This is a genomic window from Enterobacter sp. BWH64, from assembly GCF_001037645.1.
In the GTDB taxonomy this organism is placed as follows: domain Bacteria; phylum Pseudomonadota; class Gammaproteobacteria; order Enterobacterales; family Enterobacteriaceae; genus Enterobacter; species Enterobacter hormaechei_C.
Genome location: NZ_KQ089922.1, coordinates 2220075 through 2244821, shown reverse-complemented (window position 1 = coordinate 2244821; position 24747 = coordinate 2220075). Strand labels below are relative to the sequence as shown.

General features: G+C 58.0%; 26 protein-coding genes, 2 tRNA genes, 1 pseudogene and 1 riboswitch. Of the genes and pseudogenes, 18 read left to right on the top strand and 11 right to left on the bottom strand.

Features of this window, described 5'->3' with window-relative positions; translation table 11 throughout:
* Positions 1 to 171: 171 nt before the first annotated feature.
* The gene (gene putA / locus SK50_RS10640; protein WP_045341503.1) at positions 172 to 4134 is read left to right on the top strand and encodes a trifunctional transcriptional regulator/proline dehydrogenase/L-glutamate gamma-semialdehyde dehydrogenase; all 3963 of its coding nucleotides are present in this window, start codon (positions 172 to 174) and stop codon (positions 4132 to 4134) included.
* Positions 4135 to 4234: 100 nt separating this feature from the next.
* The gene (locus SK50_RS10635; RefSeq protein ID WP_045344085.1) at positions 4235 to 4630 is read left to right on the top strand and encodes a lysozyme inhibitor LprI family protein; all 396 of its coding nucleotides are present in this window, start codon (positions 4235 to 4237) and stop codon (positions 4628 to 4630) included.
* Here SK50_RS10635 and rutR read toward each other — a convergent pair.
* Positions 4627 to 5265, bottom strand: coding sequence for an HTH-type transcriptional regulator RutR (rutR, locus tag SK50_RS10630; RefSeq protein WP_023324433.1), 639 nt, complete (start codon positions 5263 to 5265; stop codon positions 4627 to 4629). The genes SK50_RS10635 and rutR overlap by 4 nt on opposite strands.
* A 245-nt stretch (positions 5266 to 5510) precedes the next feature.
* On the opposite strand from rutR, the gene rutA reads away from it, so the two are divergent.
* From rutA to rutG, 7 genes are read left to right on the top strand one after another with little or no spacing between them, the layout of a single operon-like run.
* Complete coding sequence (rutA, locus tag SK50_RS10625) at positions 5511 to 6602, top strand: pyrimidine utilization protein A (RefSeq protein WP_048229401.1); 1092 nt, start codon at positions 5511 to 5513, stop codon at positions 6600 to 6602.
* Positions 6602 to 7291: a pyrimidine utilization protein B gene (rutB, locus tag SK50_RS10620; protein WP_045344084.1), complete on the top strand. Its 690-nt coding sequence runs from the start codon at positions 6602 to 6604 to the stop codon at positions 7289 to 7291. The genes rutA and rutB overlap by 1 nt, the downstream gene beginning before the upstream one ends.
* An 11-nt stretch (positions 7292 to 7302) precedes the next feature.
* The gene (gene rutC, locus SK50_RS10615; RefSeq protein WP_015570870.1) at positions 7303 to 7689 is read left to right on the top strand and encodes a pyrimidine utilization protein C; all 387 of its coding nucleotides are present in this window, start codon (positions 7303 to 7305) and stop codon (positions 7687 to 7689) included.
* Positions 7690 to 7696: 7 nt separating this feature from the next.
* Positions 7697 to 8497 carry a pyrimidine utilization protein D gene (gene rutD, locus SK50_RS10610; RefSeq protein ID WP_048229399.1) on the top strand — a complete coding sequence of 267 codons (801 nt, stop codon included), beginning with the start codon at positions 7697 to 7699 and terminating at the stop codon, positions 8495 to 8497.
* 9 nt (positions 8498 to 8506) lie between these two features.
* Complete coding sequence (locus SK50_RS10605; RefSeq protein WP_048229397.1) at positions 8507 to 9097, top strand: malonic semialdehyde reductase; 591 nt, start codon at positions 8507 to 8509, stop codon at positions 9095 to 9097.
* 12 nt (positions 9098 to 9109) lie between these two features.
* Positions 9110 to 9601 (top strand): NADH-dependent FMN reductase RutF, encoded by a 492-nt coding sequence (rutF, locus tag SK50_RS10600; RefSeq protein ID WP_015570873.1) that lies wholly within the window; start codon positions 9110 to 9112, stop codon positions 9599 to 9601.
* A gap of 21 nt (positions 9602 to 9622) precedes the next feature.
* Entirely contained in the window at positions 9623 to 10945 is a 1323-nt protein-coding gene (gene rutG, locus SK50_RS10595; protein ID WP_045344078.1) for a pyrimidine utilization transport protein G, read from the top strand.
* A 58-nt stretch (positions 10946 to 11003) separates the two neighbouring features.
* On the opposite strand, the gene SK50_RS10590 is transcribed toward rutG, so the two are convergent.
* The 4 genes from SK50_RS10590 to SK50_RS10575 form a co-directional block, all read right to left on the bottom strand.
* Entirely contained in the window at positions 11004 to 11525 is a 522-nt protein-coding gene (locus SK50_RS10590; RefSeq protein ID WP_032670168.1) for a GNAT family N-acetyltransferase, read from the bottom strand.
* A 6-nt stretch (positions 11526 to 11531) separates the two neighbouring features.
* Complete coding sequence (locus tag SK50_RS10585) at positions 11532 to 11801, bottom strand: type II toxin-antitoxin system TacA family antitoxin (RefSeq protein WP_015570876.1); 270 nt, start codon at positions 11799 to 11801, stop codon at positions 11532 to 11534.
* Between the two features lie 73 nt (positions 11802 to 11874).
* A complete protein-coding gene (locus SK50_RS10580) occupies positions 11875 to 12780 on the bottom strand; it encodes a DMT family transporter (RefSeq protein ID WP_048229395.1) in 906 nt (301 codons plus the stop codon).
* A 116-nt stretch (positions 12781 to 12896) separates the two neighbouring features.
* A complete protein-coding gene (locus SK50_RS10575; protein ID WP_001273664.1) occupies positions 12897 to 13067 on the bottom strand; it encodes a con-10 family general stress protein in 171 nt (56 codons plus the stop codon).
* A 391-nt stretch (positions 13068 to 13458) separates the two neighbouring features.
* Between SK50_RS10575 and wrbA the strand changes: the two genes are divergently transcribed.
* Together wrbA and SK50_RS10565 are read left to right on the top strand one after the other, a co-directional pair.
* Complete coding sequence (gene wrbA / locus SK50_RS10570; protein ID WP_006809323.1) at positions 13459 to 14055, top strand: NAD(P)H:quinone oxidoreductase; 597 nt, start codon at positions 13459 to 13461, stop codon at positions 14053 to 14055.
* A gap of 18 nt (positions 14056 to 14073) precedes the next feature.
* A complete protein-coding gene (locus tag SK50_RS10565; RefSeq protein ID WP_006809324.1) occupies positions 14074 to 14301 on the top strand; it encodes a YccJ family protein in 228 nt (75 codons plus the stop codon).
* Positions 14302 to 14333: 32 nt separating this feature from the next.
* Here SK50_RS10565 and agp read toward each other — a convergent pair whose 3' ends face one another.
* Positions 14334 to 15575 carry a bifunctional glucose-1-phosphatase/inositol phosphatase gene (gene agp, locus SK50_RS10560; protein ID WP_039271154.1) on the bottom strand — a complete coding sequence of 414 codons (1242 nt, stop codon included), beginning with the start codon at positions 15573 to 15575 and terminating at the stop codon, positions 14334 to 14336.
* A 152-nt stretch (positions 15576 to 15727) separates the two neighbouring features.
* Between agp and SK50_RS24145 the strand changes: the two are divergent.
* Positions 15728 to 15835 (top strand): annotated as a pseudogene (locus tag SK50_RS24145) (winged helix-turn-helix transcriptional regulator); the annotation flags it as partial.
* Between the two features lie 66 nt (positions 15836 to 15901).
* On the opposite strand, the gene SK50_RS10550 reads toward SK50_RS24145, so the two are convergent.
* Positions 15902 to 16261 carry a winged helix-turn-helix transcriptional regulator gene (locus tag SK50_RS10550; RefSeq protein ID WP_017384779.1) on the bottom strand — a complete coding sequence of 120 codons (360 nt, stop codon included), beginning with the start codon at positions 16259 to 16261 and terminating at the stop codon, positions 15902 to 15904.
* Between the two features lie 100 nt (positions 16262 to 16361).
* Here SK50_RS10550 and SK50_RS10545 point away from each other — a divergent pair, with 100 nt between their 5' ends.
* Positions 16362 to 17111 carry an SDR family oxidoreductase gene (locus SK50_RS10545; protein WP_032670173.1) on the top strand — a complete coding sequence of 250 codons (750 nt, stop codon included), beginning with the start codon at positions 16362 to 16364 and terminating at the stop codon, positions 17109 to 17111.
* A gap of 1 nt (position 17112) precedes the next feature.
* On the opposite strand, the gene SK50_RS10540 is transcribed toward SK50_RS10545, so the two are convergent.
* Entirely contained in the window at positions 17113 to 17616 is a 504-nt protein-coding gene (locus tag SK50_RS10540; protein WP_045344076.1) for a DedA family protein, read from the bottom strand.
* Between the two features lie 159 nt (positions 17617 to 17775).
* A riboswitch (M-box (ykoK) riboswitch) is annotated at positions 17776 to 17945 on the top strand.
* 60 nt (positions 17946 to 18005) lie between these two features.
* Between SK50_RS10540 and SK50_RS10535 the strand changes: the two genes are divergently transcribed.
* The gene (locus SK50_RS10535) at positions 18006 to 19007 is read left to right on the top strand and encodes a magnesium transporter (RefSeq protein WP_015570882.1); all 1002 of its coding nucleotides are present in this window, start codon (positions 18006 to 18008) and stop codon (positions 19005 to 19007) included.
* 42 nt (positions 19008 to 19049) lie between these two features.
* Here SK50_RS10535 and SK50_RS10530 read toward each other — a convergent pair.
* Positions 19050 to 19137, bottom strand: a tRNA-Ser gene (locus tag SK50_RS10530).
* A 254-nt stretch (positions 19138 to 19391) separates the two neighbouring features.
* Here SK50_RS10530 and SK50_RS10525 point away from each other — a divergent pair.
* A complete protein-coding gene (locus SK50_RS10525) occupies positions 19392 to 19910 on the top strand; it encodes a LuxR C-terminal-related transcriptional regulator (RefSeq protein WP_017693672.1) in 519 nt (172 codons plus the stop codon).
* 39 nt (positions 19911 to 19949) lie between these two features.
* Here the strand turns inward: SK50_RS10525 and SK50_RS10520 are convergent, their stop codons facing one another.
* A complete protein-coding gene (locus SK50_RS10520; RefSeq protein WP_048229394.1) occupies positions 19950 to 21563 on the bottom strand; it encodes a mechanosensitive ion channel family protein in 1614 nt (537 codons plus the stop codon).
* A gap of 173 nt (positions 21564 to 21736) precedes the next feature.
* Here SK50_RS10520 and SK50_RS10515 point away from each other — a divergent pair, with 173 nt between their 5' ends.
* The 3 genes from SK50_RS10515 to SK50_RS10505 are packed head-to-tail and all read left to right on the top strand — an operon-like array spanning position 21737 to position 24530.
* Positions 21737 to 22744 (top strand): ABC transporter substrate-binding protein, encoded by a 1008-nt coding sequence (locus tag SK50_RS10515; protein WP_045344071.1) that lies wholly within the window; start codon positions 21737 to 21739, stop codon positions 22742 to 22744.
* Entirely contained in the window at positions 22741 to 23772 is a 1032-nt protein-coding gene (locus tag SK50_RS10510; RefSeq protein ID WP_015570886.1) for a FecCD family ABC transporter permease, read from the top strand. Before SK50_RS10515 ends, SK50_RS10510 begins: the two co-directional genes overlap by 4 nt.
* On the top strand, positions 23769 to 24530 hold the full coding sequence (locus SK50_RS10505; protein ID WP_015570887.1) for an ABC transporter ATP-binding protein: 762 nt from the start codon (positions 23769 to 23771) through the stop codon (positions 24528 to 24530). The genes SK50_RS10510 and SK50_RS10505 overlap by 4 nt, the downstream gene beginning before the upstream one ends.
* A gap of 60 nt (positions 24531 to 24590) precedes the next feature.
* Here the strand turns inward: SK50_RS10505 and SK50_RS10500 are convergent.
* A tRNA-Ser gene (locus SK50_RS10500) sits at positions 24591 to 24678 on the bottom strand.
* Between the last annotated feature and the right edge of the window lie 69 nt (positions 24679 to 24747).

Below are 24747 nucleotides of genomic sequence, written 5' to 3'. Positions count from 1 at the left end.
GGGCTCAGAAACCGCCGCACGTTCTTTTTCACAGCTAACTAATCGTTAACAATCCATTCATTTTCCAGCTTGCAGACCAGGTCACATTTAACACGGTTGCACAAAGTTGCAACATGGTGGATATTTCACGCTATCAACAGAACGCTATTACAGAACAACAGGAGTTTTGGCATGGGGATGACCACCATGGGGGTTAAGCTGGATGACGCTACCCGCGAACGGATTAAAACCGCTGCGACCCGCATCGACCGCACACCGCACTGGTTAATCAAGCAGGCGATTTTTAACTATCTGGAAAGACTGGAGAGTGAAGAAGGTCTGCCGGAGCTGCCTGCCCTGCTGGCGGGTGCAGCGAACGAAAGCGAAGAGGCCGCGACGGCTGTTGAAGAGAACCACCAGCCGTTCCTGGAATTTGCCGAGCAGATCCTGCCGCAGTCCGTCAGCCGCGCCGCCATTACCGGCGCCTACCGCCGTGCCGAAACCGACGCCGTGCCGATGCTGCTGGAACAGGCGCGCCTGCCGGAAGCCGTTGCCGCTCAGGCGCACAGCCTCGCGTATCAGCTCGCCGACAAGCTGCGTAACCAGAAAACCGCCAGCGGACGCGCCGGTATGGTGCAGGGTCTGTTGCAGGAGTTCTCCCTCTCCTCGCAGGAAGGCGTGGCGCTGATGTGTCTGGCGGAAGCGCTGCTGCGTATTCCGGATAAAGCCACCCGCGATGCCCTGATCCGCGACAAAATCAGTAACGGCAACTGGCACTCCCACATTGGCCGCAGTCCGTCCCTGTTCGTTAACGCCGCCACCTGGGGCCTGCTGTTTACCGGCAAGCTGGTCTCCACCCATAACGAAGCCAACCTGTCGCGCTCTCTGAACCGCATCATCGGCAAGAGCGGCGAGCCGCTGATCCGCAAGGGCGTGGACATGGCGATGCGCCTGATGGGCGAGCAGTTCGTCACCGGGGAAACCATTGCCGAAGCGCTGGCGAACGCCCGCAAGCTGGAAGACAAAGGCTTCCGCTACTCCTACGACATGCTGGGTGAAGCGGCGCTGACCGCCGCCGACGCGCAGGCCTACATGGTCTCTTACCAGCAGGCGATCCACGCCATCGGTAAAGCGTCCAACGGTCGCGGTATTTATGAAGGTCCGGGCATCTCTATCAAGCTTTCCGCCCTGCACCCGCGCTACAGCCGTGCGCAGTACGACCGGGTGATGGAAGAACTCTACCCGCGCCTGAAGTCCCTGACCCTGCTGGCGCGCCAGTATGACATCGGCATCAACATCGACGCCGAAGAGGCGGACCGTCTGGAGATCTCCCTCGACCTGCTGGAAAAACTGTGCTTCGAGCCGGAGCTGGCGGGCTGGAACGGGATTGGTTTCGTTATCCAGGCCTACCAGAAACGCTGTCCGTTCGTCATTGACTACCTGATTGACCTGGCCAGCCGCAGCCGTCGCCGCCTGATGATCCGTCTGGTGAAGGGCGCCTACTGGGACAGCGAAATCAAACGCGCCCAGATGGAAGGTCTGGAAGGTTATCCGGTCTATACCCGCAAGGTCTATACCGACGTCTCTTACCTCGCCTGCGCGAAAAAACTGCTCGGCGTGCCGAACCTGATTTATCCTCAGTTCGCCACCCACAACGCCCACACCCTGGCGGCGATCTACAGCCTGGCCGGGCAAAACTACTATCCGGGCCAGTACGAGTTCCAGTGCCTGCACGGCATGGGTGAACCGCTGTACGAGCAAGTGACCGGTAAAGTGGCCGACGGCAAGCTGAACCGTCCGTGCCGAATCTATGCCCCGGTAGGTACCCACGAAACCCTGCTGGCCTACCTGGTGCGTCGTCTGCTGGAGAACGGGGCGAACACCTCCTTCGTTAACCGCATCGCCGATACCACCCTGCCGCTGGACGAACTGGTGGCCGATCCGGTACAGGCCGTTGAGAAGATGGCGGCGCAGGAAGGCCAGATTGGTCTGCCGCATCCGAAGATTGCCCTGCCGCGCGAGCTGTATGGTGCAGGTCGCGTCAACTCGGCGGGTCTGGATCTCGCCAACGAACACCGTCTGGCGTCGCTCTCTTCTGCCCTGCTAAACAGCGCATTGCAGAAGTGGCAGGCCAGGCCGATCCTTGAGCAGTCCGTTGAGGACGGTGAAATGCAGCCGGTGATCAACCCGGCAGAGCCGAAGGATATCGTCGGCTACGTGCGCGAAGCCACGGAAACGGAAGTGGAGCAGGCCCTGGAGAGCGCGGTGAACAACGCGCCAATCTGGTTTGCCACCCCGCCGCAGGAGCGTGCCGCCATTCTGGAACGCGCGGCGGTGCTGATGGAAGATCAGATGCAGCAGCTTATCGGCATTCTGGTGCGTGAAGCGGGTAAAACCTTCAGCAACGCCATCGCCGAAGTGCGCGAGGCGGTCGACTTCCTGCACTACTACGCCGGTCAGGTGCGCGATGATTTCGACAACGAAACCCACCGTCCGCTCGGCCCGGTGGTGTGTATCAGCCCGTGGAACTTCCCGCTGGCGATCTTCACCGGCCAGATTGCCGCGGCGCTGGCCGCAGGCAACAGCGTGCTGGCGAAACCGGCAGAGCAGACCCCGCTGATTGCCGCCCAGGGCATTAGCATTCTGCTGGAAGCGGGCGTACCGGCGGGCGTGGTGCAGCTGCTGCCAGGGCGCGGTGAAACGGTCGGGGCCAAACTGACCTCCGATAACCGAGTACGCGGCGTGATGTTTACCGGTTCTACCGAAGTGGCCTCCCTGCTACAACGCAACATCGCCACCCGTCTGGATGCGCAGGGCCGTCCTACCCCGCTGATCGCTGAAACCGGCGGCATGAACGCCATGATCGTGGACTCCTCCGCGCTCACCGAGCAGGTCGTCGTTGACGTGCTGGCCTCTGCTTTCGACAGCGCGGGCCAACGCTGTTCCGCCCTGCGCGTACTGTGCTTACAGGATGACGTGGCTGACCACACGCTGAAGATGCTGCGCGGTGCGATGGCGGAATGCCGCATGGGCAACCCGGGCCGTCTCACCACCGACATCGGGCCGGTGATCGACGCGGAAGCCAAAGCCAACATTGAAAATCACATTCAGACCATGCGTGCCAAAGGCCGTCCGGTGTTCCAGGCGGTGCGCGAGAACAGCGAAGATGCCCGCGAGTGGCAGACCGGCACCTTCGTGCCGCCAACGCTGATTGAGCTGGCAAGCTTCGACGAGCTGAAAAAAGAGGTCTTCGGTCCGGTACTGCACGTGGTGCGCTACAACCGTAACAACCTCAACGAGCTGATCGATCAGATCAACGCTTCGGGTTACGGCCTGACGCTTGGCGTGCATACCCGTATCGACGAAACCATTGCCCAGGTGACCGGCAATGCTAAAGTCGGCAACCTGTACGTCAACCGCAACATGGTTGGCGCGGTCGTGGGCGTGCAGCCGTTCGGCGGTGAAGGTCTCTCCGGCACCGGCCCGAAAGCGGGCGGTCCGCTCTATCTGTACCGCCTGCTGGCAAACCGTCCGGAAAATGCGCTGGGCGTGACGCTGGCGCGTCAGGACGCGGAATATCCGGTGGATGCGCAGGTGAAAGCCGTGCTGACCCAGCCGCTGGACGCGCTGATTAAGTGGGCTGAAAATCGTCCCGAGCTGCATGCGATTGCACAGCAGTACGGCGAGCTGGCGCAGGCGGGAACACAGCGTCTGCTGCCGGGTCCTACCGGTGAGCGCAACACCTGGACGCTGATGCCGCGCGAGCGTGTGCTGTGCGTGGCGGACAACGAGGAGGATGCGCTGGTGCAGCTGGCAGCCGCAACGGCAACGGGCTGTGAGGTGCTGTGGCCGGAAGATGCCCTGCATCGCGACCTCGCCAAACAGTTGCCAAAAGCGGTCTCGGCCCGCATTCGCTTTGCGAAGGCCGATGCCCTGCTGACCCAGCCGTTTGACGCGGTGATCTACCACGGTGATTCCGACCAGCTGCGCGAACTGTGCGAGCAGGTTGCGGCCCGCAGCGGTGCCATCGTTTCCGTGCAGGGCTTTGCGCGCGGGGAAACCAACCTGCTGCTGGAGCGTCTGTACGTTGAGCGCTCGCTCAGCGTTAACACCGCGGCGGCGGGCGGTAACGCCAGCCTGATGACAATCGGTTAATCGTGTAAACTCTCCCCGGTGACGCTACGCTTACCGGGGCTACAAAATAGCCCAGGCCGGATAAGCACAGCGTATCCGGCTTTTTTACATGGAGGGGATGATGAAAAGAGTATTTCTCGCAGGTGCAGCCCTGCTCATGAGCGCCAGCACGCTGGCCGACGAGTGCGATAACGCGACCACCCAGCTTGAACTGAACACCTGTAGCGCGCAGCAGTACCAGGCCGCCGATAAAAAGCTCAACGAGACGTATCAGGCCGCCATCAAACGTGCGGCAGCGCCTCAGCGCGATCTACTGAAAAAGGCGCAGCAGGCGTGGATTAGCCTGCGCGACGCGGACTGTGCGTTTATCGGTTCGGGTACGGAAGGCGGGAGCGTTCAGCCAATGATTGTTAACCAGTGTCTGGCGGAGAAAACCGCGGAGCGCGAAGCGTTTCTGGCCACGCTGATGCAGTGTGAAGAGGGCGACTTAAGCTGTCCTCTTTCGCCGGGAAACTAGCGCACGCGGATCCCTTCGATAATCATCCGCTGTACGTTTTCCAGGGTGCTCTGGAAAAACGCCTCGTCCTGGAGCGTTTTACCGGTCACCGCCTCGACCTGGGCCGCGAAGTCAGCGTAGTGCTGGGTTGAGGCCCAAATCATGAAGATCAGATGATGCGGATCGACGGGCGCCAGTTTTCCGCTGGCGACCCATCCGGCAATAATGGCCGATTTATCGTCCACCAGCTGCTTTAAATCGCCGGTCAGCTCCGCCTGCAACAGCGGCGCGCCCTGCAACATCTCCAGGCAGAACAGCCTTGATGCCTGCGGGTAATCACGCGATACCTCCAGCTTCAGGCGTATGTACTCCTCTATCGCCACCAGCGGGGCCAGCTCTTCGCGAAATGCTTTAAGTGGTGCGAGCCAGATATCCAGGATCTGCTGCATCACCGCCACATACAGCGCCTCTTTCGACGGGTAGTAGTAGAGCAGATTGGTTTTGGACACCCCGGCCTGCTCCGCCACCTGCTCAAGGCGCGTACCGTGAATACCAAACTGCGAAAATGTCTCCAGCGCAGCGCTGAGGATCGCCTGTTTCTTGGCGCTCACCGCCTGCGAACGTTTACCGGGTGTTTTCACTGCGCCTTGTGTCATTTTCGCTCTCCATTTTCTGTCCTGCGCTCAGCATAGCAAAACCCCCGTCTCGCCACGACCTTCTGCACCCTCAGCGCGCATGAGTGCCTGTTTTCTGTGCAATGATTTTGACCATCCAGTCCACATTTTCGCTGTTAATTTTAACAACCATCATTTAACACATTAATAACAAAGTGATTTTCAAAACTGGCACTGCCTTTGCAAAAACATCGTGACACCTGCGACGTAATGAAGAGAGGTTCGTGATGAAAATTGGCGTATTTGTACCGATCGGCAACAACGGCTGGCTTATCTCGACCACTGCCCCGCAATACATGCCGACCTTTGAGCTGAATAAAGCCATCGTGCAGAAAGCGGAGCACTACCACTTCGACTTTGCCCTCTCGATGATCAAGCTGCGCGGTTTCGGCGGTAAGACCGAATTCTGGGACCACAACCTGGAGTCTTTCACCCTGATGGCGGGCCTGGCGGCGGTAACCTCGCGCATCCAGATTTACGCCACCGCCGCCACCCTTACCCTTCCCCCGGCAATCGTGGCGCGGATGGCCTCCACCATCGACTCCATCTCCGGCGGGCGCTTTGGCGTTAACCTGGTCACCGGCTGGCAAAAGCCGGAGTACGAGCAGATGGGGATCTGGCCGGGGGACGATTACTTCTCCCGTCGCTACGACTACCTGACTGAATATGTGCAGGTGCTGCGCGATCTGTGGGGCACCGGCAAAAGCGATTTCAAAGGCGACTTCTTCACCATGAACGACTGCCGCGTCAGCCCGCAGCCGTCGGTGCCGATGAAGGTGATATGCGCCGGACAGAGCGACGCGGGAATGGAATTCTCGGCGAAATACGCCGACTTCAACTTCTGCTTCGGCAAAGGCGTTAACACCCCGGCCGCCTTCGCGCCCACCGCGGCACGCATGAAAGCGGCCGCCGACAAAACCGGGCGCGACGTGGGCTACTACGTGCTGTTTATGGTGATTGCCGACGAAACCGACGACGCCGCGCGCGCCAAATGGGAACGATACAAGGACGGCGCGGATGACGAAGCGCTGAGCTGGCTTACCGAGCAGAGCCAGAAGGATACCCGCTCCGGCGCGGACACCAACGTTCGCCAGATGGCCGACCCGACGTCTGCCGTCAATATCAACATGGGCACCCTGGTTGGCTCGTATGCCAGCGTCGCCAGAATGCTCGACGAAGTGGCTGCCGTGCCCGGCGCCGAAGGCGTGCTGCTGACCTTCGATGATTTTCTCACCGGCGTGGAAACTTTCGGCGAGCGCATTCAGCCGCTGATGCAGTGCCGCGCCCACATCCCTGCCGTGACGAAGGAGGTGGCGTAATGACGACCCTCAACGCTCGCCCGGAAGCCATTACCTTTGACGCGCAGCGCAGCGCGCTGATCGTGGTGGATATGCAAAACGCCTATGCCAGTAAAGGCGGGTATCTGGATCTGGCCGGGTTTGACGTCTCCACCACGCAGCCGGTGATTGAGAACATCAAAACCGCCGTGAGCGCCGCGCGTGCTGCGGGCATGCTGATCGTCTGGTTCCAGAACGGCTGGGACGAGCAGTACGTCGAGGCTGGCGGTCCCGGCTCACCCAACTTTCACAAATCCAACGCCCTGAAAACCATGCGCCAACGGCCCGAACTCCAGGGCACGCTGCTGGCGAAAGGCGGCTGGGATTATCAGCTGGTGGATGAGCTGGTACCGGAACCCGGCGATATCGTGCTGCCGAAACCGCGCTACAGCGGCTTTTTCAATACCCCGCTCGACAGCCTGCTGCGCAGCCGGGGCATTCGTCATCTGGTCTTTACGGGCATAGCCACCAACGTGTGCGTGGAGTCGACCCTGCGCGACGGCTTTTTCCTCGAGTATTTTGGGGTGGTACTGGAGGATGCCACCCATCAGGCCGGGCCGGATTTTGCCCAGAAAGCCGCCCTGTTCAATATCGAAACCTTTTTTGGCTGGATCAGTAACGTCAATGATTTCTGCGACGCGCTGGATCCCCCGCTCGCCCGCATCGCCTGAGGAGAACCGCTATGCCGAAATCCGTGATTATTCCGCCGGGCACCAGCACCCCGATTGCCCCGTTTGTCCCCGGCACCCTCGCCGACGGCGTGGTGTATGTCTCGGGCACGCTGCCGTTTGATAAAGACAACAACGTGGTGTTTATCGATGACCCAAAGGCGCAAACCCGCCACGTGCTGGAGACAATCAAAACCGTGATCGAAACGGCGGGTGGGACGATGGAGGACGTGACCTTCAACAGCATCTTTATCACCGACTGGAAAAACTACGCCGCGATTAACGAGATTTACGCGGAGTTTTTCCCCGGCGATAAACCGGCGCGGTTTTGCATCCAGTGCGGGCTGGTAAAGCCCGAAGCGCTGGTTGAAATTGCCACCGTTGCGCACATCGCGAAGTGAGGCGGCCATGAAACTGTCCATTTCACCGCCCCCCTTTGCGGGCGCGCCCGTGGTGGTACTGATTGCCGGGCTCGGCGGCAGCGGCAGCTACTGGCTGCCCCAGCTCGCCGTGCTGGGGCAGGAGTATCAGGTGGTGTGCTACGACCAGCGGGGCACGGGGAATAACCCGGATACCCTGCCGGAAGACTACACCCTCGCACACATGGCCGACGAGCTTGCGCTGGCGTTAGCCGAGGCCGGGATCGCCCGTTACTGCGTGGTCGGCCACGCGCTGGGGGCGCTGGTCGGCCTGCGGCTGGCCATCGATAAGCCCGACGCCCTCACCGCGCTGGTCTGCGTCAACGGCTGGCTGACCCTCAATGCCCATACCCGCCGCTGTTTTGACGTTCGCGAACGTCTGCTGCATGCGGGCGGCGCGCAGGCGTGGGTAGAGGCACAGCCGTTGTTCCTCTACCCGGCAGACTGGATGGCCGCCAGCGCCCCGCGGCTGGAGGCCGAGCACGCGCTGGCGCTGGCCCATTTTCAGGGCAAAGCCAATCTGCTGCGCAGGCTGCATGCCCTGAAACAGGCCGATTTCAGCCGCCACGCTGTACGCGTTCGCTGCCCCGTACAGATTATCTGTTCCACCGACGATCTGCTGGTGCCGTCCGTCTGCTCAGCTGAACTGCACGCCGCCCTCCCGCACGCCCGCAAAACGGTCATGCGCCAGGGCGGGCATGCCTGCAATGTGACCGCGCCGGACACCTTTAACACTCTGCTGCTGAACGGGCTTGCCAGCCTGCTGCACAGCCCAGAACCCGCTTTGTAAGGAGCTTGAATGAGCGAAGCCATCACGCCCGCCGCGCTGGAAACGCTGTTTACCGGCGCACGTACCCATAACGGCTGGCTGGATATACCGGTCAGTGACGAGACGCTGCGCGAGATTTATGACCTGATGAAATGGGGGCCGACGTCCGCCAACTGCTCCCCGGCGCGCATTGTGTTTGTGCGAAGCCCGGAAGGAAAAGAGAAGCTGCGCCCGGCGCTCACCAGCGGCAACCTGGAGAAAAAGCTCACGGCCCCGGTCACGGCGATTGTCGCCTGGGACAGCGAGTTTTATGAGCGCCTGCCTGAACTGTTCCCGCACGGCGATGCCAGAAGCTGGTTTACCGCAAGCCCCGCGCTGGCGGAAGAGACCGCCTTTCGCAACAGTTCGATGCAGGCCGCGTACCTGATTTTCGCCTGTCGCGCGCTCGGGCTGGACACCGGGCCGATGTCGGGTTTTGACCGGGAAAAAGTGGACGCGGCCTTTTTCACGGGCACGCTGCTCAAAAGCAATCTGCTGATTAACATCGGCTATGGCGATACGACCAAACTGTACGGACGCCTGCCGCGTCTGGCCTTTGACGATGCCTGCGGGCTGGCGTAAGGAGCGAACGTGATGACACCGGATAAACAAACCTTTCGCGACGCTATGGCCTGCGTCGGCGCAGCGGTCAATATCATTACCACCGACGGCCCGGCAGGCCTGGCGGGCTTCACCGCCAGCGCGGTATGCAGCGTCACGGATTCCCCGCCTACCCTGCTGGTGTGCCTGAACCGCGGCGCGTCGGTCTGGCCGATTTTCAGCGAGAACCGCACCCTGTGCGTTAACACGCTGAGTGCCGGACAGGAGCCTTTATCCAACCTGTTTGGCGGGAAAACGCCGATGGCGGACCGCTTTGCCGCTGCCCGCTGGCAGACAGGCGACACGGGCTGCCCGCGTCTGGAAAATGCGCTGGCCTCGTTCGACTGCCGTATCAGCCAGGTGGTGAGCGTTGGCACTCACGACATTCTGTTTTGCGACATTGTATCCATCGTACGCCACCCGGCGCCGCAAGGGCTGGTGTGGTTCGACCGCGGCTATCACGCGCTTATGCGACCCGCCTGTTAATCCGCATTCAGGAGACAGATCATGTTCGGACTTCCCCACTGGCAGTTGAAATCGACCTCCACAGAAGAAGGCGTGGTCGCGCCGGATGAAAGGCTCCCGCTCGGGCAGACCATGGTGATGGGCGTGCAGCATGCGGTCGCGATGTTTGGTGCGACGGTGCTGATGCCCATGCTGATGGGGCTGGATCCTAACCTCGCCATTTTGATGTCGGGTATGGGTACCCTGCTGTTCTTTTTTGTCACCGGCGGGCGTGTGCCCAGCTATCTGGGCTCCAGCGCCGCCTTCGTGGGGGTGGTCATTGCAGCGACCGGGTTTAACGGTCAGGGTATTAACCCCAACCTGAGCGTGGCCCTCGGCGGCATTATCGCCTGTGGGCTGGTCTACACCCTGACCGGTCTGGTGGTGATGAAAGTCGGCACGCGCTGGATCGAGCGGATGATGCCCCCCGTCGTCACCGGGGCGGTGGTGATGGCGATAGGCCTGAACCTCGCGCCGATTGCGGTGAAGAGCGTTTCCGGCTCACCATTTGAAAGCTGGATGGCGGTGATAACGGTGCTGTGCATCGGCGTGGTGGCGGTCTTTACGCGCGGCATGATCCAACGGCTGCTGATCCTGGTCGGGCTGATTGCGGCCTGTCTGGTCTACGCGCTGCTGGCGAACGTGTTCGGTCTCGGCAAACCGGTTGATTTCACACTGATTCACCAGGCCGCCTGGTTCGGCCTGCCGCAGATAACCTCACCCACCTTTAACGCTCAGGCGATGATGCTCATCGCGCCTGTCGCGGTGATTCTGGTGGCTGAAAACCTGGGCCACCTGAAAGCCGTAGCGGGAATGACCGGGCGCAATATGGATCCGTATATGGGGCGGGCGTTTGTGGGAGACGGTCTGGCGACCATGCTCTCCGGCTCGGTCGGCGGCAGCGGCGTGACCACCTACGCGGAAAACATCGGCGTGATGGCAGTGACCAAAGTCTATTCGACGCTGGTCTTCGTGGCGGCGGCGGTGATGGCGATGCTGCTCGGTTTTTCCCCAAAATTCGGCGCATTGATCCACACCATCCCGGCCCCCGTGATTGGCGGCGCCTCGATTGTGGTATTTGGTCTGATTGCCGTCGCGGGGGCACGCATCTGGGTGCAGAACCATGTTGATCTGAGCCAGAACGGTAACCTGATCATGGTGGCGGTAACGCTGGTGCTGGGGGCGGGTGATTTCGCCCTGACGCTGGGCGGGTTTACGGTGGGCGGGATTGGCACGGCGACCTTCGGCGCGATCCTGCTCAACGCCCTGCTGAGCCGCCGGATGGCTGCCGCGCCGCAGGGCGCCGTGGTGACTCAGGATCCGTGAAATCAACACGTCGGGTAACGGCGACGCCTTACCCGACCTGCATGTTCCTTAAGAGCGATCACGCCTGCTCAAACAGTCGTTCTATAGATTGCGTGGGGAAGAACAGCGAACTGCTGTTTTCACCTGCCAGCGGGATAAACCCCAGCTTCAGATAAAATCGTTTGGCCCGTTCGTTAAGCGCATCCACAAAAATTCCGTGGACGCCAACAGCCTGCGAGGCCAGATAAACAACGCGCATAGCGTGTGTGACAAGCGTTGTTCCCCACTCGTTTCCCTGGAGTTCTTTATGGACAGCCAGACGCCCCAGCGTCACGCTGGGGACGTTGCTGTATGGGATGCGGCGCTGCTGAGTCTTTGAAGGAAGCATCGCTTTTTCAAAGCAACTTCCCGAGAGTGTGTAATAGCCCAGGACACGCGGATGGTCGCGTTCTTTAAGCAGGTAGCCGCGTAAAATACGCCCGCCATGCTGACGCACCAGGTGCTCGGTAAGGAAGGCATTGAGCGAGGGTTCACCACAATCGAAATCGCCGAAATCGTAATCGGTTCCCTCTGATAACATTTCGATCGTGAGATTTGCCACGACGCTTCACTCCATGTTTCGAAGACGTTTCGCCGCTCGCTTCAGGCGTTCATTTGGCTCTGGCGGATTGTCGATGGCATCCATAACGGCAATCCATGAGGCTTCGTTTAATACGAGACGCCGATGCTGTTCGATGACTTCGGCAGCACGCTCTGACGCACTGTTCACCATAAACTGGGTGATCGTTTGGTTGGTCATCGCTGCCGCTTCTTCAATCATTGTTTTGTCTTCGTCCGACAGGCGAAGATCGATACGCTGTTTTTTGAGTGCTGGCATGGTTTCATTTATCGTGTACGGTTTTCATCCGTACACATCGTAGTTAAACCTGCCCTTTATTTCAATCAAAAGCTTATTCGGCCGTTAAATCGTTCACCGCATTCCGACGCTTTCTGAGCTTTAACTCACTCACCAGCACGCCGAGAACAATAAACGCCGCGCCCACCAGCGCCAGCAGGGGCAGACGCTCCCCGGCGAGTCGCCCGAAAATACCCGCCCATACCGGTTCACCGGTATAAATGACCGTCGCCCGAGTTGGGGATACGCTGCGCTGCGCCCAGTTCATGGTGACCTGGATAATGGCGCTGAAAATGCCCAGCCCCAGCGCCACGACGATAAGCCCGGTAGACATCGGCGGGACGGACTCCCCTGCCGGCACCATCGTCGCGAACGCCACCAGCGACGCGGTGGTAAGCTGCACCACCGTCACCCGCTTGACGTCCACTTTTCCTGCCCAGGCGCTAATCAGGATAATTTCTGCCGCAATGGCGACGGCCCCCACCAGAGTGATGATCTCCCCCGGCCCCAGCGCCAGCAGATTATTTTCCGGCCCGGCTAATAAAATAAGGCCGATGAACGCCAGCACGATGCCAATGCACGACATCAAGCCCGGCATTCTGCCGAGGCACAACCACTGCAACAGCGGCACCAGCGGTACGTACATGGCGGTGATGAAGGCGGATTTACTGCTGGAGATAGACTGGATCCCCCACGTTTGCAGGCTGTAGCCCATGGCAATCGCCACGCCAATGGCGACACCCGCTTTAAGCTCTCTCAGGGTCAACCCGCGCAGGGTTTTCAGCGAAATAAGCGCCACGGCAATCGCCGCGGTTGCAAAGCGCAGCCCCACGAAGAAAAACGGATCGCTCATCGTGACCGCGTACTGAACGGCAAGAAAGGTTCCGCCCCAGAACATGGTGATCAAAATCAGGATGGCTTCCTGAGGCTTAATGGAGAAGGTAAAACGGGAAACGGACATGGGACACCAGCACGAAGAATCAATCCTGTAGTGTGCGATGCCTTTGATGACAGTTCAATGTAGCAGACATAAAAAAACCGCCGGGAAACCCGGCGGCAGGGAGTTAACCCGGCGTACTACTTGTTGCTGCCGTGGCTATTTTTACCCCCTTTTTTACCAGCCTCTGATGCGCGCTGAGGGTCGTTTTTAAAGTTGCCCCCGCTAGACTGGCCACCTTTACGACCTGCTTCTGATGCTCTTTCACGGTCTTCAGCGAAATTACCTGAACCACCACGATGGTTTGCCATCTCTAACCTCCAGAGTGTGAAACATTAGACATCATATTGCATTCAGTAAAAGAGGATTCTTTCACCTCGCGGCTCAAGGACAGTGCCTTTATCTGTGCCGCGTGAAACTAAGCTTAGTGTAATGCGGCTATCCGGCAAGCGAGAGGTAATATTCTGCAACATGATCTCAGCCTTTCGTATGAAATGTCGGGGAAGTCATTCATAAGCCGTTCTTATATTTTGAAAAATCCGCGCCGCGAAAGTTGTTTCATTTTGCTACAAGGCGCATAACCAAAAGATATTGTTATATATCAAAGAAATGCCGTTCATTTTTGCAGTCTGGCTGTGATGTCATATCTTTAAAGGAACGCAGCGATCCGCTGTAAGAAAAACCAACGAGGAGTGATGCAAAATGGCAAAAGTTCTGGTGCTCTATTATTCCATGTATGGACACATTGAAACCATGGCTCACGCAGTAGCAGAAGGCGCAAACAGAGTAGACGGCGTTGAGGTCGTGGTTAAACGCGTACCGGAAACCATGCAGGCGGAAGCCTTCGCCAAAGCCGGGGGGAAAACACAAAACGCCCCGGTCGCCACCCCGCAGGAGCTCGCGGACTATGATGCCATTATCTTCGGCACCCCGACCCGCTTCGGCAATATGTCCGGCCAGATGCGCACCTTCCTCGACCAGACGGGCGGGCTCTGGGCCTCCGGCGCGTTATACGGCAAGCTGGCCAGCGTGTTCAGCTCTACCGGCACGGGCGGCGGCCAGGAGCAGACGATCACCTCCACCTGGACTACTCTTGCCCATCATGGGATGGTGATTGTGCCGATTGGCTACGGCGCGCAGGAACTGTTCGATGTTTCCCAGGTTCGTGGCGGGACACCGTATGGTGCGACCACCATTGCCGGTGGCGATGGTTCACGTCAGCCAAGCAATGAAGAACTTTCAATCGCCCGCTATCAGGGTGAATACGTCGCGGGTCTTGCCAAAAAACTGAACGGCTAACCCAACAGGAGGACAAGTATGCCAACTCAAGAATCCAAAGCTCACCACGTGGGCGAATGGGCAAGTTTACGCAATACCTCTCCGGAGATTGCCGAAGCCATCTTTGAAGTCGCCAATTATGACGAAAAGCTGGCTGAGCAGATTTGGGAAGAAGGCAACGATGAAGTGCTGGTTCGCGCCTTTGAAAAAACCGACAAAGACTCGCTGTTCTGGGGCGAGCAAACCATCGAACGTAAAAACGTCTGAACGTTCCCCCCGCCCACGCGGGGGGTTATCTTCTATTTCGCCGCGTTGTTCATCACCGCATTGAATTTATCGACAGGACAGAAGCCGTTGCCATCCACCGGACAGCCCTTCAGCTCCAGCGTCACGCGCTGCGCAGGGGATTGCAGCGACAGTACGCTGGCGTTACGCAGTTGATCTGAACTCTGGTAGACATACTCAATTTTCATCAGCTCCTGATTAGTGTTTTTGTCATGCCAGCGCTGGAAGACAATTTTACCGCCAATCGGGGTTCTTTCCTGCTGGTCGTGCAGCTGATAAGGCCTGAAGTCCAGCGCGGTCAGCAGCGAGGCGATGTTAGAGTCGTGCCCCACCAGCAGGGTGATTTTTGGCGCTTTTGCCTGGTCGGTCACCAGCGCTTTATCAATGTACTTCACCAGCGGTTTAGCCACGTTCTGCGCCACCTCCGTCGACGTAAACAGCGAGTCCTGATAGCCGTTTTTCAGCTTCGACAGCACGCGCCACTGCTGATCGGTTTTGATTTCCCCCCAGGCCACCTGGTCTGTCGGGAAGCCTTCGTAATACTGTAGCGTGAACGCATCCACCAGCGAGTTACCCACCTTCAGCGGCCCGGAGACGCCCGGTTCTTTTTCATAATCGGCGCTGAACGTATCTTTCGCCTCCGTCAGGGAGCAGACTTTTTTCTCCTTGCAGGACGGCGAGTCGCTGTAGTTTGTCAGCTGTTCCAGCAGTTTGTAGCTTTCATCCAGCTGCATTTTCTGCCGTTCCGTCTCCATCGCTTTCAGCGCTTTCTCGCGAAACTCAGGGGAGTTATCGGTAATGACCGGATTGAAGGTGGGGTCCATGGTGCCCATTTTTTCCTGGTGATGCACAGGAACATCGCACCCGGGGAACGCGCCGGTGATAAAGAACTGCGCGGTCGCCACGGTGCGCTGGAGGCTGTTGGCGTAGGCATAGACGGCATCCGCTGGCGGGCATTCACCCGTCTTCACCATCCCCTGCTCTGCCAGCCACTCGCGCATATAGTGACCCATATACACTTCCAGTACGCCGCCTTTGGTGGTGAGCTGTCCACCCGGGACGTCCCACTCCGGCCACTGCTTCGGCGTGGACTGCTCCAGCACGCTGCCGTTATTGGCAAGCGGCGCGCGCAGGTTGTGGCGGCTCATGATGAGCACCTGTTCCAGCTGATAGCCGTCCGGCGTGTCCTGCGCCTGTGCGCCAAAGGTCACGGAAAGGGTACCTGCCACGGCAACTGCGAGTAGTGCTTTTCTCATCCCTAATTCCTCACACGTTTTTAATGTCGCCCTGAGTGTGACAGATCCGTGACAGGTTTTTCGGGAAGCATTTCTCAAACTGATGATTAACGTGCTTACGGCGTGTGCCGATGAGTTTTATAAAAAAACCATACCCCACCGGAGAATTCGCTGTGAAACGTACCCGCCTTGAAGAGAGCACCTGCCCCGTCGCCCGTTCGCTGGATATTATCGGCGACTGGTGGTCGCTGCTGATTGTTCGCGACGCGCGCTACGGGGTCGCAGTCGATATTCTGGTGGCCTATCTCACCGATGAAGCGGGGATCCGCGCTACGTAAAACAGTAGCCTAACGCTGAAGCTGGTCGCCGTATTCGCTCATCCAGGCGGCCAGCGGCGAGAGTGCGTCCTGAAGGGTTAGCCCCAGCTCGGTGATCTGATACTCCACGCGCGGCGGGATCTCCGGGTAGACCGTTCGCGTCACCAGCCCGCGCTGCTCAAACAGGCGCAGCTGCTTCGTCAGCTCTTTCTGGGTGATGGGGGCAGCGGCACGCAGCAGATCGCCAAAGCGAACGGGCGTATTGAACACAATCAGGCGATAGAGAATGGGGATCGCCCACTTACCGGAAATCAGATTCACAAACTGCGTCATCGGGCAGGTATACGCCTCAGATTTTTTTTCGCAGCACGCTTCCAGCAGCTCTGCCATTTCACACCTCTTGCCTCTTTAGTATCCATTTGGTACCTGGTTTCCTTTCGATACTAACGTTTCTATAGTGCTTTCTCCAGAGACATTTCAGGAGAAGAACATGGGTCGTTTAACCGATAAGTATACGTTGATTACCGGCGGCACCAGCGGTATCGGTCTCGCCACCGCGCAGGCGTTTATCGCCGAAGGGGCGCGCGTCGCCGTGACCGGACGCAACCCGGATACCCTCGCCGAAGCAGAGCGCATTCTGGGCGATAAGGCCTGGGTGATCCCAACCGACGCAGGCGATATTTCGTCGCAAAAAGCGCTGGCGGAGACCCTCACCGCCCGCTGGCCACGCCTGGATGCGGTCTTTCTCAACGCCGGTGACGTAACGCACGCGCCGCTGGAAGCCTGGCAGGAAGAGGCCTGGGACCGTCTGATGAACATCAACCTGAAGGGACCGTTCTTTTTAATTCAGGCGCTGCTGCCGCTGCTGAATAACCCATCCTCGGTGATCCTCTGCGGCTCCGTGAGCGCGCGCATCGGCCTGCCCACCAGCAGCGCGTATGCCGCGAGCAAGGCCGCCCTGCTGTCGCTGGCGCGTACACTGTCGGCGGAGCTGCTGCCGCGCGGGATCCGCGTCAACGGTCTGAGTCCCGGTCCGGTGGAAACCCCGGCGTTTACGAAAACGGGCTTAAGCGACGAGGCGCTTAACGCGATGATGGCAGAGGTCATTAAGCTGGTGCCGCTGGGCAGAATGGGCTCGACGACCGAGCTGGCAAAAGCCGCACTCTATCTGGCCTCCGACGAGTCGAGCTACACTGTGGGAACGGAACTGCTGGTGGACGGCGGAATGGGGAGCCTGTAATTCAAAAGGCGCTGATGCCGGTGACCGCGCCGACATACAGCGCCGCCCACGCACAGGCGGAAAGCAGGCTGACGGCGTAGACCTTGACGGCGTTCAGCCTGAGCATCCCGGCCGCCAGCGGGACGATGTAACGCAACACCGCCAGGAAGCGCGACGTAAAAAGCACGATGACCCCGTTCTTTTGCAGCTGATGCTGGACCCGCAGGAACTTTTTGGCATGCTTTGAGGTGAAGCGCGTGACCATCCGGGTATGCCCCATCAACTGGCCGATATGGTAATTCAGCATCGAACCTGCCGTTGCCCCCATCACTACGGCGAGCCACGTCAGCGCAGGATGCATGCTCCCCTGGCTGACGGTAATACCCGCCAGCAGCATCACCGACGCAGGCGGCAGCACGGAGGAGATCAGCACCGTCGATTTGCTCAGCGCCATCACGAATAACAGCGCGAACAGATGTGCCGGATACAGCGCAAAATGATTCAGCAGGTTATCAACCCATGCCATTTTCCCCTCCACCGTTAATAATTTAATTCTCCATTTAAAATGAATAACCTTAAATAAACCCTCAACATTTTATGAATAAGATTTATCTAAACCGTTCTTAAACATTATTTAATTTTCTGAGCGCTAAATTTAAACAGGCGTATTATCCCTCTCGTTTTACAACGATCTCGTTATGGCGAGGCTCCTGTACAAATACACGTTATCGCTCTGGTAGGTTCGAGAGAACCGGCACAGGGTAAAACAGGCACTGTCGAATCAAGGCTTTGTCAGTATAACTTCCCTTGCGGGATACGGTGTACAGTGCTGAACCCAGGACGTGGGGATCTCCTTTCCGACATGCCCTGTCTTGCTCGCCCCTGAGAGATTTTATTATTCAAAGGGAATTTACTATGTCTTACGCTATTCACAACCAAAACCTGGCTTTTAATGACAGCGCCATCGCGCAATATATGAATACCGATTTTATCGTTATCGATATTTCATTATGCGTAGCTCTGGCACGCGAGCAGTTCTTTGAAAAATTAAAAGATGATGATATTCCGTCGCATATTTTTATCGAAGATAACGGGCGCCTCGCGGGTTTAATCGCCGTACGCAAATTATTGCAGGCCACGGATACCGTGCAGCCCGTTAAGGGGTTGATGATATCGGATTTTATTCAGCTCAAACCGGAAGATGAGCGGGCGGATGTCGCCGGGCTGCTGGCGCACGCGGGGGCGGATGTGGTGCCGGTGGTGACCCACGGCAAGCTGGTGGGCTGCCTTACCGAGCGTGAAATCGCCCATCTGCTGGAAGATGACGTTACTGAAGATGCCCAGCTTCAGGGGGCGACGCTGCCGCTGGAGAAACCCTATCTGGAAACCAGCGCCTTCAGCCTGTGGAAGAAACGCTCCGTCTGGCTGCTGCTGCTGTTTGTTGCGGAAGCGTATACCAGTTCGGTGATCCAGCATTTTGAAGAGGCGCTGGAATCTGCCATCGCGCTGGCGTTCTTTATTCCGCTGCTGATTGGCACCGGCGGAAACAGCGGGACGCAGATCACCTCGACGCTGGTGCGCGCCATGGCGCTGGGTGAGGTCCACCTTCGCGATGTGGGTCGCGTGCTGCGCAAAGAGATCAGCACCTCGTTAATGATTGCCGCCACGCTGGGTCTGGCGGGCTGCGTTCGCGCCTGGATGATGGGCATTGGGATGGAAATCACGCTCATCGTCAGCCTGACGCTGGTCTGCATTACGCTGTGGAGCGCCATCGTCTCGTCGGTGATCCCGATGGTACTGAAACGCTGCAAAATCGACCCGGCGGTGGTCTCCGCGCCGTTTATCGCCACGCTGATCGACGGCACCGGGCTGATTATCTACTTCAAAATCGCGCAGTATACGCTGGGGCTGGAATAACGAAAAAACCCTGCGATATTGCTATCGCAGGGTTTTCGAATTTGGCGGAAGCGTAGAGATTCGAACTCTAGAACCCTTTCGGGTCGCCGGTTTTCAAGACCGGTGCCTTCAACCGCTCGGCCACGCTTCCAAAGTGAGGCGCACTATAAACATCTCTGAGCATGATGTAAAGCACGAAATTGCATAACGTTACACGTCTTGCGTCGTCCCCTTCCGCCCCGCTGATTTCTTCGTCATCGGCTGGCTAAAATGTAAACATTTATTTTTACATTCATAACGTTTATTAGATTCGCAGGTGGTCATTTAGACTCTTTTTCGTACAACACCCATTAACCGTGGATCACTGCGATAAGAGATTAGCCATGACTTTATTTAACGACGATTATGAATTTTTTATTTATCAGTGATAACTACTACCTTTGCCAGGGTGTATCAAGCGCCCTGACATCAACCCATTTGATTCGCGATGACGCGGATATTCACGACCTTGATGGGGTCGATCAGGCGATGGATTTTATCATTGCGATTGAACAGGATAAGTTACGCAATAAAACCATTCGGCAGGTCAAAAAAGTTAAGCGTGATTACATTGTCCTGATGCATGAGATAGAAGCCAACCGTGCGGTGAGAATCGATAATATTATCTATTCGTCGATGCATTTTACTGCTCACCCTTTTCAACAGTTGATGCGCTTTTACCGGGCGCTCAGAACACACTCTTTTACGCGACGCGAATATGACGTGCTGAAGCTGTTTCATTTGGAAAACCATGAGATCGCGAAAAAGCTGCAACTGTCACAAAAAACGACCAGCACCTACCGCGTGAGGATCCTCGAGAAATTAAATATGCGCTCAAAAAACATTCTGGCGATGACCCGTGTAAAATCGGCGATCGTCGATTAAAAGCTGTAACATTTTGCCTTGCCACGGGAAAACCGGGCATCAGTTTTCGCCCTGAGGGGGTTTGGCTGGCGCGGTATACCAGTTCTCTTTGGCAACCATCACGCTACCCTCTGGCTGCATAACAAAATTCGGGGACATAATCTGCACGTTAAATTCGTTAAACACATCCTGTATCTGGCTATGCAGTTCATTGCGGGCAACCGCGAGGGACTGTTCGGGCAGCAGACGGACCTGCAATTCGTAAGCGATATACCAGTCCATTAACCCTAACTGGCGCACCAGCGGCGGCTCGGAAAGGTCAATCCCTTTTGCCCGTTTCGCGGCCAGCTCCAGCATGGCATGCACCTGACGCCACGGGGTGTCATAACCGATCGTGACGCTGATCGTCAGATTGAGGCTGCCATCGGGCTGTAGCGCGCTCAGGTTGGTGATCTTACCGCTCACCACCACCGCGTTGGGCACGGTAACGACATAATTTTCCCGGGTAATAATTTTGGTCGCCAGCATGCCAATTTCACTGACCTTGCCTTCGTTATCCGCCACCCGAATGACCTCGCCTTTGCGCAGCGCGCGGGAGTAAATCAGGACCAGACCGCTCATGGCATGGTTCATCACCCCCGCCGAGCCCAGCGTTAACATCAGGCCGAAGAAGACGCTAATACCTTTAAACGCCAGCGAGTTTGCACCGGGAAGAAACGGCCAGGCGGCGGAGAGAGCAAATAGCCAGACGGCAACGGAAATGAGCTTACGGGTGGCCCCCACGGTTTCCGGATGTACGCCGGGAAGTTGCAGACGACCAGCCTCCACCTGATTCAGCACCATCTTAAGAAGCTTCAGAATAAAAGCGGTAATGAGGAAAATGATCAGAACAATCGTCAGCCCCGGCAAGGCCGAGACAATCGCCAGGGCGATTTGCTGCACCACGCGAAGCGTCCAGTCTCCCAGCGACGTGCCCCACACCCGCGTCCACGGAAACAGACTGAATGCCCAGCTCAGCCAGACGTAAAAGCCGATAAACCCCAGCAGGAACATCAGCAAGGCGTAAAGCCGAATCTCAATGGCGCCAATGTACCGCCGCCAGCTTTGCGGCACCCGGCTGCGATTCTCCACAATACGCCGACGGTAGACGCGCCGGAACCAGCGCCAGGATCGCCACGCGCCGTAGCAGAGCAGCAACAGCGCCAGCAGGCCAGCGGCTGTTTTTACCGTCGACAGCGCCAGCCAGCCGGTATCGTATTGATCGCGCAGCGCCATCCTTTGCGCTTCCATGCGCGCCAGCACGCGCTGTGCGGCCTGATCGAGGGTAAGATCGTCCCCTTCGTCCAAATCTCCTTCCGTCAGCAGCATCACAGGTTTCCCGTTCATCACTATCAGCCGTCCCTGCTGGTTATAGCGGGTCACGGGAACGATGCTGAGCGGCTCACGCACATCCGCCTCGGTAAAATTGCGCAGGGTGTTGCGGATGCGTAAAACGCGTTCTTCCGGCGTGGTCAGGCCAAATTTCGCCTGGAGCATGACGATGGGCTGATGGAAGATGTAGACCGTTCGGGCGCGCTCCTGCTCCGTAGGCGCCTGGCGGGGCTCTGCGGCATACGATGAGAAGGCGCTCAGGGCGGCAAAACAGAACGCAAACGCGAGCAGGATCTTTTTCATCCTTACTACCCCAGGTCAGAAATCTTGTTATTTTTCAGGCAACCCGCGAATGCCAGGTGGGTATGTTGAGAATAGTCCAGCCTTTCGTTTCTGCAACAAGCGACGGTGAGCGTGTTGCTCTCAGTCACAATATATGTATTATGTTATAACATAACAATTTCGGATTGCGTTCTATGTTACTTAAAAATGGGTTATTTCTGGCTTCACTGCTCTCCATGGCGCCTGCCGCTTTCGCCGCAACCACCTGGCCCCTCACGATTGAAAATTGCGGCGTTAAGCAGACCTTTACGCAGGCTCCTCAGCGCGTCGTGACCGTGGGTCAGCATGAAACAGAATTACTGCTCGCACTGGGGCTGGAGAAAACGATCGCCGCGACGTCAGTCTGGTTCGGCAAGCTCCCGGCCCCGCTGGAGGATGCCGGGAAAAACCTCCCCAGGCTTGCGGATAATTCCCCCTCCTTTGAGGCCGTGGCAGGGCAGAAACCTGAACTCGTTCTCGCACAGTATCACTGGCACATTGGTCCGCAGGGAGAAGTGGGAACCCGTGAGCAGTTTGCGTCGCTGGGGATTAATACGTGGATCTCCCCTGCCGACTGCACGGATAAAACGGTAACGGAAACCTCAAACGCAGACGGAGCACGTAGCGCGCCGTTTTCACTGGCGGAAATTACACGGGAAGTGACAGATCTGGCGACGATTTTTGATGTTTCCGCGCGAGGTGAGCAGCTCAATCGTGCGCTGGCGGAGCGTATTAAAAAGGCCCAGGCGCGCGCCTCCGCGAAACCGCTTAGCGTTGTATTCTGGTTCTCCAGCAGCCGTCTGAATGGCGATCCCTGGGTGGCCGGGAATTACGGCGCGCCTGGCTGGATCAGCCGCACGCTGGGGTTGAAGAACATTATTGACTCTCACGACGAATGGCCCGCTGTAACGTGGGAACATATAGCCCGATCGCAGCCGGACGTGATTGTTATCGCCGGGATGTCCCGCAGGCTCTACCCTGCCGATGACGTTGAGGTAAAAAAAGCGTTCTTGCGCAGTGACCCGGTGACAAAGAACATGCCTGCGGTCAGGAACAACCACATCATCGTGGTGCCAGCGATGTCGTTAAACCCTTCATTGCGTAACGTCGATGCGGTTGAGCTTATCAGCGATCGGCTGGCTTCTTTCCGGGATGAACAATGAGTCATTTCGCTTTTGACCGCCGCCAGCAGGGTTTACTGGCAGCCGGTGCCATGGCGCTGCCGCTGATGCTGGTCTTTGCCGCCAGTATCGGTGATATGCCGGTGTCGTATGCCAGTACCGGGAAAGCGATCCTCAACGGACTGGGTTTGACCTCTTATGCGTTGCCGCAAACGGAGGAAGGTATCGTCTGGCAATATCGCATGAGCCGGGCAGTAATGGCCGCGTGCAGCGGCGGCGGCCTGGCGTTGTGCGGGCTGGTGTTGCAGTCGATCCTGCGTAATCCTCTGGCTGAGCCTTATCTGCTGGGGATTTCCGCGGGCGCATCGCTGGGGGCCGTCTGCGTGATGCTTCTCGGCATCGGGGGGAGCGTGATTGGCGTGAGCAGCGGTGCGTTTGTCGGCTCGTGCGCCGCCTTTGCGCTCATCATGGTGATTACGAACGGGATGAGTGAAAGCCCGTCGCGCATTTTGCTGGCTGGCATTGCGGGCACCCAGCTCTTCAACGCCATGACCGCGTACGTCGTCAGTACGTCCGCCAATGCCGAGCAGTCCCGTAGCGTCATGTTCTGGCTGCTGGGAAGTCTGAGCGGCGTGCGCTGGCCTGACACGCTGCTGGCGCTGGCCGTTACGCTTGCGGGTTTACTGGTGGTATTGCTCTTTTCACGGGCGCTGGACACCTTCACCTTCGGGGATGAGGTCTCCACCACGCTGGGGATCCCGGTTACCGCCGTGCGTATTGTCTTATTGCTGACCTGTGCCATTGTTACCGCAACGCTGGTGAGCGCCACGGGCGCAGTGGGGTTTGTCGGGCTGGTCATTCCCCATGTAACGCGCATGCTATGTGGGCCGGGCCATCGTCTATCTATCCCGCTGACGTTTCTTATCGGCGCCCACTTTATGATCCTCGCCGATATCGTCTCACGCACGCTGATTGTGCACCAGGTTCTGCCCATCGGGGTGGTGACTGCGCTGGTAGGCGCCCCCGTCTTTGTGGCGTTGCTTTATCAAAACCGAAAGGAGCATCCATGAATATTACTGTGGCCGGGTTAACCGTAACCCGACAAGCGCAGACGGTGCTTAAGGATATCGATCTCGACCTGCCATCCGGGCAGATTATCGGCCTGTTAGGGCCAAACGGCTCGGGCAAGTCGACGCTGCTGCGCTGTCTCGCCGGGCTGTTTCCACGACTCAGCGAACGCGTGGCGCTTAATGGCACAACGCTCGGCATGATGCCGCTGAAAAAACGCGCGCAGCACATGGCGTTTGTCCCGCAACATGCTGAGGTCGACGGAGAACTGACCGTTGAGGACATTGTCAGACTGGGGCGTACGCCCTACCGGAAAACATTCCAGAAAACCTCGCGCGACGATGAGGCTGCGGTTGAGCAGGCGATTGGCCTGATGCAGTTATGCCGCTTACGCCAGCGGCGATGGCACTCTTTGTCTGGCGGAGAGCGCCAGCGAAGCCAGATAGCCCGCGCGCTGGCCCAGCAGCCGCAGGTGCTGTTGCTCGATGAACCGACAAACCACCTGGACATTCAGCACCAGCTGGAGCTGATGCGGCTCGTTTCACAGCTGCCGCTTACGGTGGTGGTTGCACTGCACGATCTCAATCTTGCGGCCAATTATTGCCAGCGTCTGATCCTCCTGAAGGCCGGGCAGATCGCCGCCACGGGCGCGCCCGAAGCGGTTCTGACGCCGGCAAACATCGAGGACACCTGGTGCGTAAAAGCTCAGGTCTGCAAGGCCGACGCCGGGATCACGATAAGCTACAACATGGTGGCATGACGGAAGACTGGCGCAAAAACAAAAACCCCTGCGATATTGCTATCGCAGGGGTTTCGAATTTGGCGGAAGCGTAGAGATTCGAACTCTAGAACCCTTTCGGGTCGCCGGTTTTCAAGACCGGTGCCTTCAACCGCTCGGCCACGCTTCCTAAGTGAGGCGAACTATAAACACCTCACCGCGCGCTGTAAAGAGTGCGCGCATTCGTTCGCTTTAAAAA

What these genes read in the sequence shown, in the direction of transcription:
- putA (WP_045341503.1), top strand. Translation starts at nt 172, where the DNA reads ATGGGGATGACCACCATGGGGGTTAAGCTGGATGACGCTACCCGCGAA.
- SK50_RS10635 (WP_045344085.1), top strand. Translation starts at nt 4,235, where the DNA reads ATGAAAAGAGTATTTCTCGCAGGTGCAGCCCTGCTCATGAGCGCCAGC.
- rutR (WP_023324433.1), bottom strand. Translation starts at nt 5,265, where the DNA reads ATGACACAAGGCGCAGTGAAAACACCCGGTAAACGTTCGCAGGCGGTG.
- rutA (WP_048229401.1), top strand. Translation starts at nt 5,511, where the DNA reads ATGAAAATTGGCGTATTTGTACCGATCGGCAACAACGGCTGGCTTATC.
- rutB (WP_045344084.1), top strand. Translation starts at nt 6,602, where the DNA reads ATGACGACCCTCAACGCTCGCCCGGAAGCCATTACCTTTGACGCGCAG.
- rutC (WP_015570870.1), top strand. Translation starts at nt 7,303, where the DNA reads ATGCCGAAATCCGTGATTATTCCGCCGGGCACCAGCACCCCGATTGCC.
- rutD (WP_048229399.1), top strand. Translation starts at nt 7,697, where the DNA reads ATGAAACTGTCCATTTCACCGCCCCCCTTTGCGGGCGCGCCCGTGGTG.
- SK50_RS10605 (WP_048229397.1), top strand. Translation starts at nt 8,507, where the DNA reads ATGAGCGAAGCCATCACGCCCGCCGCGCTGGAAACGCTGTTTACCGGC.
- rutF (WP_015570873.1), top strand. Translation starts at nt 9,110, where the DNA reads ATGACACCGGATAAACAAACCTTTCGCGACGCTATGGCCTGCGTCGGC.
- rutG (WP_045344078.1), top strand. Translation starts at nt 9,623, where the DNA reads ATGTTCGGACTTCCCCACTGGCAGTTGAAATCGACCTCCACAGAAGAA.
- SK50_RS10585 (WP_015570876.1), bottom strand. Translation starts at nt 11,801, where the DNA reads ATGCCAGCACTCAAAAAACAGCGTATCGATCTTCGCCTGTCGGACGAA.
- SK50_RS10580 (WP_048229395.1), bottom strand. Translation starts at nt 12,780, where the DNA reads ATGTCCGTTTCCCGTTTTACCTTCTCCATTAAGCCTCAGGAAGCCATC.
- SK50_RS10575 (WP_001273664.1), bottom strand. Translation starts at nt 13,067, where the DNA reads ATGGCAAACCATCGTGGTGGTTCAGGTAATTTCGCTGAAGACCGTGAA.
- wrbA (WP_006809323.1), top strand. Translation starts at nt 13,459, where the DNA reads ATGGCAAAAGTTCTGGTGCTCTATTATTCCATGTATGGACACATTGAA.
- SK50_RS10565 (WP_006809324.1), top strand. Translation starts at nt 14,074, where the DNA reads ATGCCAACTCAAGAATCCAAAGCTCACCACGTGGGCGAATGGGCAAGT.
- agp (WP_039271154.1), bottom strand. Translation starts at nt 15,575, where the DNA reads ATGAGAAAAGCACTACTCGCAGTTGCCGTGGCAGGTACCCTTTCCGTG.
- SK50_RS10550 (WP_017384779.1), bottom strand. Translation starts at nt 16,261, where the DNA reads ATGGCAGAGCTGCTGGAAGCGTGCTGCGAAAAAAAATCTGAGGCGTAT.
- SK50_RS10545 (WP_032670173.1), top strand. Translation starts at nt 16,362, where the DNA reads ATGGGTCGTTTAACCGATAAGTATACGTTGATTACCGGCGGCACCAGC.
- SK50_RS10540 (WP_045344076.1), bottom strand. Translation starts at nt 17,616, where the DNA reads ATGGCATGGGTTGATAACCTGCTGAATCATTTTGCGCTGTATCCGGCA.
- SK50_RS10535 (WP_015570882.1), top strand. Translation starts at nt 18,006, where the DNA reads ATGTCTTACGCTATTCACAACCAAAACCTGGCTTTTAATGACAGCGCC.
- SK50_RS10525 (WP_017693672.1), top strand. Translation starts at nt 19,392, where the DNA reads ATGAATTTTTTATTTATCAGTGATAACTACTACCTTTGCCAGGGTGTA.
- SK50_RS10520 (WP_048229394.1), bottom strand. Translation starts at nt 21,563, where the DNA reads ATGAAAAAGATCCTGCTCGCGTTTGCGTTCTGTTTTGCCGCCCTGAGC.
- SK50_RS10515 (WP_045344071.1), top strand. Translation starts at nt 21,737, where the DNA reads ATGTTACTTAAAAATGGGTTATTTCTGGCTTCACTGCTCTCCATGGCG.
- SK50_RS10510 (WP_015570886.1), top strand. Translation starts at nt 22,741, where the DNA reads ATGAGTCATTTCGCTTTTGACCGCCGCCAGCAGGGTTTACTGGCAGCC.
- SK50_RS10505 (WP_015570887.1), top strand. Translation starts at nt 23,769, where the DNA reads ATGAATATTACTGTGGCCGGGTTAACCGTAACCCGACAAGCGCAGACG.